This is a genomic window from Ornithinibacter sp. (genome assembly GCF_035443565.1).
Classification (GTDB): domain Bacteria; phylum Actinomycetota; class Actinomycetes; order Actinomycetales; family Dermatophilaceae; genus Fodinibacter.
In genome coordinates this window covers 9,292-15,604 of sequence record NZ_DAORSO010000013.1, presented here as the reverse complement: position 1 = coordinate 15,604, position 6,313 = coordinate 9,292, and the positions used below count along the sequence as shown (strand labels likewise).

Annotated in this window: 5 protein-coding genes; 2 read left to right on the top strand and 3 right to left on the bottom strand. The window is 68.8% G+C overall.

Annotated features, from left to right (window positions below; all coding sequences use genetic code 11):
• The first annotated feature begins 106 nt into the window (after positions 1-106).
• A complete protein-coding gene (gene glgB / locus PLL68_RS03120) occupies positions 107-2,353 on the top strand; it encodes a 1,4-alpha-glucan branching protein GlgB (protein ID WP_502910662.1) in 2,247 nt (748 codons plus the stop codon).
• A gap of 70 nt (positions 2,354-2,423) precedes the next feature.
• On the opposite strand, the gene PLL68_RS03115 is transcribed toward glgB, so the two are convergent.
• From PLL68_RS03115 to sqr, 3 genes are read right to left on the bottom strand one after another with little or no spacing between them, the layout of a single operon-like run.
• Positions 2,424-2,963 (bottom strand): DsrE/DsrF/DrsH-like family protein, encoded by a 540-nt coding sequence (locus PLL68_RS03115; RefSeq protein WP_324531555.1) that lies wholly within the window; start codon positions 2,961-2,963, stop codon positions 2,424-2,426.
• A gap of 3 nt (positions 2,964-2,966) precedes the next feature.
• Positions 2,967-3,281 carry a TusE/DsrC/DsvC family sulfur relay protein gene (locus PLL68_RS03110; protein WP_324531553.1) on the bottom strand — a complete coding sequence of 105 codons (315 nt, stop codon included), beginning with the start codon at positions 3,279-3,281 and terminating at the stop codon, positions 2,967-2,969.
• 35 nt (positions 3,282-3,316) lie between these two features.
• Positions 3,317-4,561, bottom strand: coding sequence for a type III sulfide quinone reductase, selenoprotein subtype (sqr, locus tag PLL68_RS03105; RefSeq protein ID WP_324531551.1), 1,245 nt, complete (start codon positions 4,559-4,561; stop codon positions 3,317-3,319).
• Between the two features lie 92 nt (positions 4,562-4,653).
• On the opposite strand from sqr, the gene pgm reads away from it, so the two are divergent.
• Positions 4,654-6,313, top strand: a 1,660-nt coding sequence (pgm, locus tag PLL68_RS03100) for a phosphoglucomutase (alpha-D-glucose-1,6-bisphosphate-dependent) (protein WP_324531549.1), incomplete at its 3' end; no start/stop codon positions are given.

Below are 6,313 nucleotides of genomic sequence, written 5' to 3'. Positions count from 1 at the left end.
TCTACGAGGCCCGCAACCGCCCGGGCTGGGTTGAGATCCCCCTCGCCGCCGTCCGCCGCCTCACGGCACACTTCTCGCAGGATCCCACCAGTCAAGGAGAGCCGACGTGAACCCCACACCCAGCCCCGAGGTCGGCGGCGCCATCACCGCGCTCGTCCAGGGCCGCCACCAGCAGCCGCACGACCTGTTGGGGCAGCACCTCGAGCCCGGCGGCCTGCGGATCAGGGTCCTCAAACCCCTGGCCCAGTCGGTGCAGGTGCGCTTCGAGGACGGCGTGACCCTCGACCTCGCCCACGAGGCCGAGGGCGTGTGGACGGCGGTGAGGGCTGATGCGGAGCGCACCATGGACTACCGCCTCGCGGTGGCCTGGGCCGACGGCATCGAACACGTCCAGGACGACCCGTACCGCTTCGCGCCGACCCTGGGCGAGGTCGACCTGCACCTGGTCAACGAGGGTCGCCACGAGCTGCTGTGGACCGTGCTCGGATCGCGGCTGCACGAGTACGACGGCCCGATGGGGCCGGTCAAGGGCGTGGCGTTCGCCGTCTGGGCCCCGCGGGCCAAGGCCGTTCGCGTCATCGGTGACTTCAACGACTGGGACGGGCGCATCCACCCGATGCGCATGCTCGGCGGGTCCGGGGTCTGGGAGCTCTTCGTTCCCGACGTCGTCGTCGGCAACATCTACAAGTACGAGATCCGCGGTGCCGACGACGTCGTGCGCACCAAGGCCGACCCCATGGCCCGCCGTACCGAGTGCCCGCCGAACACCGGGTCGGTCGTCGACGCCTCCGGGCACGAGTGGGGTGACGCGCAGTGGATGGAGCAGCGCGCGCAGAGCAACCCGCACACCGGCCCGATGAGCACCTACGAGGTGCACCTGGGCTCGTGGCGACAGGGGCTGTCCTACCGCGAGATGGCCGAACACCTCGTCAACTACGTCAAGGACCTCGGCTTCACCCACGTCGAGCTGCTCCCGGTCATGGAGCACCCGTACGGCCCGTCCTGGGGCTACCAGGTCACCGGGTACTACGCCCCGACGGCCCGGTTCGGCACCCCCGACGACTTCCGCTACCTGGTCGACACGCTGCACCAGGCCGGCATCGGCGTCATCCTCGACTGGGTGCCCGGGCACTTCCCGCGTGACGCGTTCGCCCTGGCCCGCTTCGACGGCCTCGCCCTGTACGAGCACCCGGACCCGCGCCGCGGTGACCAGCCCGACTGGGGTACCCACGTCTTCGACTTCGGGCGCCTCGAGGTGCGCAACTTCCTCGTCGCCAACGCCATCTACTGGCTGGAGGAGTTCCACATCGACGGGCTGCGCGTCGACGCCGTGGCCTCGATGCTCTACCTCGACTACTCGCGCAAGGACGGCGAGTGGATCCCCAACGTGCACGGCGGGCGCGAGAACCTCGAGGCGATCGGCCTGCTCCAGGAGGCCAACGCGACGGCCTACCGGCGGGTGCCCGGCATCGTGACCATCGCCGAGGAGTCGACCTCCTGGCCGGGGGTCACGAAGGAGACCTCGCAGGGCGGGCTCGGCTTCGGCCTGAAGTGGAACATGGGGTGGATGAACGACACCCTTCGCTACCTCAAGGAAGAGCCGATCAACCGGCAGTACCACCACAACCTGCTGACCTTCTCGCTGATGTACGCCTTCAGCGAGAACTACCTCCTGCCGATCAGCCACGACGAGGTCGTGCACGGCAAGGGCTCGCTGCTCACGAAGATCCCGGGGTCGCGCGACGAGCAGCTGGCGACGGTGCGCGCGTTCCTCGCGTACATGTGGTCCCACCCCGGCAAGGTGCTGCTCTTCATGGGCAGTGAGTTCGCGCAGCCCGGCGAGTGGGCCGACGGCCGATCGCTCGACTGGTGGCTGCTCGACCACGCGGCGCACTACCGGGTGCACGCGCTCGTCAAGGAGCTCAACGCCCTCTACCGCGGCCACCCGGCGCTGTGGGCGATGGACTCCGAGCCGGCGGGGTTCCGTTGGCTCGACGCCGACGACAACACCGGCAACCTGTTGTCCTACCTGCGTTTCGAGCGGGCCGACCAGAGCGGCGACGTCGTCGCGACGGTGGTCAACTACGGCGGCGAGGACAAGGCGTGGGTGCGCATCGGCGTGCCCCGCGAGGGCCGCTGGGAGGTCCTGCTCGACACGAGCGGGTTCGACGAGCACAGCAGCCCGAGCACCGCCGGCACGATCGTCGAGGCCGAGCACGTGCCGTGGCACGACCAGCCGTTCTCCGTCACGGTGCGGGTCGCCCGGCTCTCGACGATCTACCTCGCACCGGCCGTCGAGGTCGTCGAGTCCGAGGTCGCCGCTGACGCCTCCGAGGCCGCACCCACCGCGTGACGTTCAGGCCCGGCGGGAGATCTCTCCCGCCGGGCCCGGCCCGCGCTGTCTACTGCCCCAGGGCAGTGGGTCAGATGAACAGCAGCTGGGCACCCTCGGTGAGCTCCATGAAGTCGCTCGCCGAGATGATCGCCTCGACCCCTTCGTAGAGGTCGTCTTCGGTCAGGTGGTTCATGTCAGCCGACATCCGGCAGGCCCACATCTGGGCACCGGAGGCGGTGAGGATCTCGAGGAACTCCGGCACGTCGGGCACGTCGAGGTCGGCGATCTGCTTCTTCATCATCTTCGTCGCGGCCTTGGTCGCCCCGGGCAGCGCACCGAGCATGTGGTGCACGCCCATGCCGCTGTGACCCGGAGGGTGCATCGCGGTGTTGCCGACGAAGGAGAACTGCAGGTCGCCCATCGTGGCCTTGTTGATGATGTCGAAGCCCCAGAAGGTGAAGAACAGGTGGGTCTCGATGCCCTCGCCGACTGCGGCGTTGGCCAGGATCAGGCCGGGGTAGGCCATGTCGAGGTTGCCCTTGGAGCAGATGATCGCCAGCTTGCGACCGGTGCTCTGCGGGGCGTCGAACGACGGGACGATGGGGGCGGTCGTCGTGGTGTCACTCATGGCTCAGACACATCCCTTCGGCTTGGGCAGGCCGGAGACGTAGGCCATCTTCTTCGCGGGCTTGCCGGGGAACAGGGCGAACAGCTCCTTGACCGGGGCGCCGGTCTGGGTGGACACGCGACGCAGCGTGGGCGTCTCACCCATGGCGGCGTGGTCGGTGCGCAGGAAGCGGATGAGCTCCCAGTGCTTGTCGGTGAGGTCGAGGCCGATGAGGGCGGCCAGCTCGGGGGCCAGTTCCTCGCTCCACTGGTCGGGTCTGGTGAGGAACCCCTCCTCGTTGACGTCGACCTCGTGGCCGGCGATCGTCGTGGTGCTCATGACGGTGATGTCCTTTCGTGTCGATCTCGAGGGGTTCAGACCGGGACCTTGCCGGCGGTCTGCATGTCGGCTGGCAGGCCGAGGGGGCGGCCGGGCAACAGGGCGTTCCAGTAGACGTGCCGGAAGGCGAGCTTGCCGAGGTGGTTGGCGCGGCTCTCCTTGAGCAGGCTCATCGGCCCGACCTTGGGCAGCGGGAAGGTGCCACCCATGGGCTCGGTCTCGTAGTTGAAGTCGAGCAGCAGCGCCTTGCCCCCACCGGATTCGATGAAGCAGTTGGCGTGCCCGTCGAAGGAGTGCGAGAGCGGGCGTCCGGCGACGGCATCCTGGAAGTTCTCGACGAAGACGTCGACGGAGAAGTGCGCCACCGACCCTGCCTTGGAGGTGGGGATGTTGCTCGCGTCGCCCAGGGCCCAGATGTTGTCGTACTGGGTCGAGCGGCAGGTGTGCTTGTCGACCGGTACGTAGTTGAGCTCGTCGCCGAGGCCGGATGCCGCGACGAAGTCCGCGCCCATGTTCAGCGGGACGGTGACGAGCTGGTCGTAGGGCACCTCGCGTTCGTCGTAGGACCGGATGACTTTGGCGTCCTGGTCGACGCTCTCGATCATGAAGTCGGTCTCGACGGTGATGTTCCTCTCGGTGAGCAGCGTGCCGAGCCGCTTGCTGGCCATCGGCTTGGTGAACGCACCGTCGAGAGGGGTGACGAAGACGATCTCCGTGGCCTCGCGCACGCCCTTGCCCTTGAGGTAGTCATCCGCGAGGAAGACGAACTCCAGTGGCGCCACCGGGCACTTGATGGGCAGCTCGGTGATGTGCATGACCAGCCGGCCACCGGTGAACGCGTCGAGCTGCGCCCGCAGCGCGAGTGCACCCTCGAAGGTGTAGAACTCACCGACCTCGCGGTGCCACTGCTCGCCGAGCATCCCGGGGGTCTGGTCGGGGCGGGGGGTCGTGCCGCTGGCGATGACGAGCTGGTCGTAGTGCAGGGTGCGTCCGCCGACGAGGTGCACGGTGGAGGCTGGGGCGTCGACCCGTTCGACCTCGGCCATGACGACCTCGACGTCGTCGTGCAGGTAGGGGCGCTTGCTCTTGCGGATCTGGCCCGGCTTGTTCATCCGGAACGGGATGAACAGGTACCCCGGCTGGTAGTCGTGGATGTCGTCCTTGTCGACGACGGTGATGGACCATTCGGTGGCCGGGAGCCGCTTGCGGAGCTTGTTGACGACCATCGTCCCGGCCGTGCCCGCTCCCAGGACCACGAGGTGCTTCGTGGTGGTGGACATACTTCGACGATACCCCTGTGGGTATGACCGGAACGGCGGAAGACTGCTCCACGGGGTGTGATCTCGTAGACACCTCTGACAGGATCACCATCATGAACGCGCCCCGTGCCGGACAGCTCGCCCAGCCCTCTGACCTCGTCGATGTCGCCGCGCTCGTCACGGCGTACTACACGCGCGAGCCAGACCCCGACAACGTCGACGAGCAGGTCGCATTCGGTACTTCTGGACACCGGGGATCGAGCCTGCGCACCTCGTTCAACGAGGCGCACATCCTCGCGACGACGCAGGCGATCTGCGAGTACCGCCGCGACCAGGGTTTCGACGGCCCGCTGTTCATCGGGCGCGACACCCACGGTCTGTCCGAACCGGCGTGGGCCACCGCTCTCGAGGTGCTCGTCGCCAACGACGTCACCGTCCTCGTCGACGCCGACGACCGCTACACCCCGACCCCTGCGGTCTCGCACGCCATCCTCACCGCCAACCGCGGCAAGATCACCGGCGTCGACGGGATGCCGGCCGGCGTGGGCCTCGCGGACGGCATCGTCGTCACGCCCTCGCACAACCCCCCGGCCGACGGCGGCTTCAAGTACAACCCGCCCCACGGTGGGCCCGCCGACTCCGACGCGACGAAGGTGATCGCGGCCCGCGCGAACGAGCTGATCCGCGGCGGGCTGGCCGGGGTCAAGCGGGTGCCGTTCACCCGTGCCCGCGCTGCGGTCGGCACCTACGACTTCCTGGGCGCCTATGTCGACGACCTGCCCAACGTCCTGTACATGACCGCGATCCGCGACGCCGGCATCCGCATCGGCGCCGACCCGCTCGGCGGGGCCGCGGTCGACTACTGGGGTGCGATCGGTGAGCGCCACGGGCTCGACCTCACCGTCGTCAACCCGCTCGTCGACGCGACGTGGCGGTTCATGACGCTGGACTGGGACGGCAAGATCCGGATGGACTGCTCCTCCCCCTCGGCGATGGCCAGCCTCATCGCGCAGCGCGACTCCTATGACATCGCCACGGGCAACGACGCCGACTCCGACCGCCACGGCATCGTGACCCCGGATGCCGGCCTGATGAACCCCAACCACTACCTCGCCGTCGCGATCCAGTACCTCTACGGCGGGGCGCGGCCGCAGTGGCGGGCGGATGGCTTCATCGGCAAGACGCTCGTGTCGAGCTCGATGATCGACCGGGTGGCGGCCGACCTCGGGCGGCGGCTCGTCGAGGTGCCGGTCGGGTTCAAGTGGTTCGTGCCCGGCCTGCTCGACGGCTCGGGGCCGTTCGGTGGTGAGGAGTCGGCCGGTGCGTCGTTCCTGCGCCACGACGGGTCGGTGTGGACCACCGACAAGGACGGCATCCTGCTGGCCCTGCTCGCCTCCGAGATCCAGGCCACGACGGGCACGAGCCCGAGCGAGCACTACCGGGCGCTGACCGCCCGGCACGGCGAGCCGGCGTACGCCCGCATCGACGCCGCTGCCAACCGCGAGCAGAAGGCCAAGCTCGGTGCGCTGTCACCCGACGACGTCAGCGCGCAGTCCCTCGCCGGTGAGCCGATCACGGCCAAGCTGACCGCGGCTCCCGGCAACGGTGCGGCGATCGGCGGCCTCAAGGTCGTCACCGAGTCGGCGTGGTTCGCGGCCCGGCCCAGTGGCACCGAGGACGTCTACAAGATCTATGCCGAGTCCTTCCGTGGCCCCGAGCACCTGGCCCAGGTGCAGGCCGAGGCCAAGGACGTCGTCTCAGCAGCCCTCGGCT